The sequence below is a fragment of the Dolichospermum sp. UHCC 0352 genome, assembly GCF_009711925.1.
Taxonomy (GTDB): Bacteria; Cyanobacteriota; Cyanobacteriia; order Cyanobacteriales; family Nostocaceae; genus Dolichospermum; species Dolichospermum lemmermannii.
The window spans coordinates 1-1,101 of the sequence record NZ_VIKY01000074.1; the positions used below are offsets into that span (position 1 = coordinate 1).

Below are 1,101 nucleotides of genomic sequence, written 5' to 3' on the forward strand. Positions count from 1 at the left end.
CACCTACCAAAACATACATAACTCAAACGCAATTATAAACACATGACAACTACCTTACAACAGCGCGAAAGTGCTAACGTATGGAATCGCTTCTGCGAATGGATCACCAGCACTGACAACCGTTTATATATCGGTTGGTTCGGAGTATTAATGATCCCTACCCTCCTCGCTGCAATTACTTGCTTTGTAATTGCATTTATCGCTGCTCCTCCCGTGGACATTGACGGTATCCGCGAACCAGTTGCAGGTTCTCTACTCTACGGAAACAACATCATCTCCGGTGCAGTAGTTCCTTCCTCCAACGCTATCGGTTTACACTTCTACCCTATTTGGGAATCTGCTTCTTTAGATGAGTGGTTGTATAACGGCGGTCCTTACCAGTTAGTAGTATTCCACTTCTTGATCGGCGTATTCTGCTACCTCGGTCGTGAATGGGAACTTTCTTACCGCTTAGGAATGCGTCCTTGGATTTGCCTAGCATTCTCCGCACCTGTAGCTGCTGCTACCGCAGTATTCTTGATATACCCAATCGGTCAAGGTTCATTCTCAGACGGTATGCCTTTAGGTATCTCTGGAACATTCAACTTCATGATCGTGTTCCAAGCTGAACACAACATCTTGATGCACCCCTTCCATATGTTAGGTGTAGCTGGTGTCTTCGGTGGTTCTTTGTTCTCTGCAATGCACGGTTCACTCGTAACTTCTTCCTTGGTTAAAGAAACAACCGAAAACGAATCACAAAACTACGGTTATAAATTCGGTCAAGAAGAAGAAACCTATAACATCGTTGCTGCTCACGGTTACTTCGGTCGCTTGATTTTCCAATACGCTTCCTTCAACAACAGCCGTCAACTACACTTCTTACTAGCTGCTTGGCCTGTAATTGGTATCTGGTTCACAGCTTTGGGTGTTAGCACAATGGCTTTCAACTTGAACGGTTTCAACTTCAACCAATCTGTCATGGATTCTCAAGGTCGTGTCATCGCTACATGGGCTGACGTAATCAACCGCGCTAACTTAGGAATGGAAGTAATGCACGAGCGTAACGCTCACAACTTCCCTCTAGACTTGGCTGCTGCTGACATTGCTCCTGTTGCTTTA

At 45.3% G+C, this 1,101-nt stretch carries 1 protein-coding gene; it reads left to right on the forward strand.

Annotation, left to right across the window (positions count from 1 at the left end):
• Positions 1-42 precede the first annotated feature (42 nt).
• Positions 43-1,101: photosystem II q(b) protein (gene psbA, locus FJR06_RS05105; protein WP_168650998.1), on the forward strand; the 1,059-nt coding region annotated here is incomplete at its 3' end.